Consider the following 279-nt stretch of genomic DNA (forward strand, 5'->3'; position numbering starts at 1 on the left):
GGGTCTGCACTTGAAACCCGGCCAAAACTTTCCCAATACGGTCCGTAATTTTGTGGATGAAAGGAAGAAAAACTTTTCCGGCCGACAGTTGTTGTTATGGTTTGTTTTCATACCCTTTTCTTCTTGGATGGAGAGCTCGATCTATCTCTTTATCGGTGTATACATTTTTCTTGAATGCTGTTCGCAAATGGTTTAATTCATCTCTCAGATAAATAGCCTCACAGATATTATTAGCTCGATCCACCAATGTTTTAATGAGACCTCTCTTCTGCCTAGGAT

Annotated in this window: 1 protein-coding gene; it reads right to left on the bottom strand. The window is 40.1% G+C overall.

The genetic code is table 11. The features are described from left to right. Positions 1 to 94: 94 nt before the first annotated feature. The coding region (locus AC0IXA_RS27375) for a hypothetical protein (protein ID WP_471814893.1) at positions 95 to 279 on the bottom strand (185 nt) is incomplete at its 5' end.

The organism is Pseudomonas sp. AC083 (assembly GCF_979253165.1).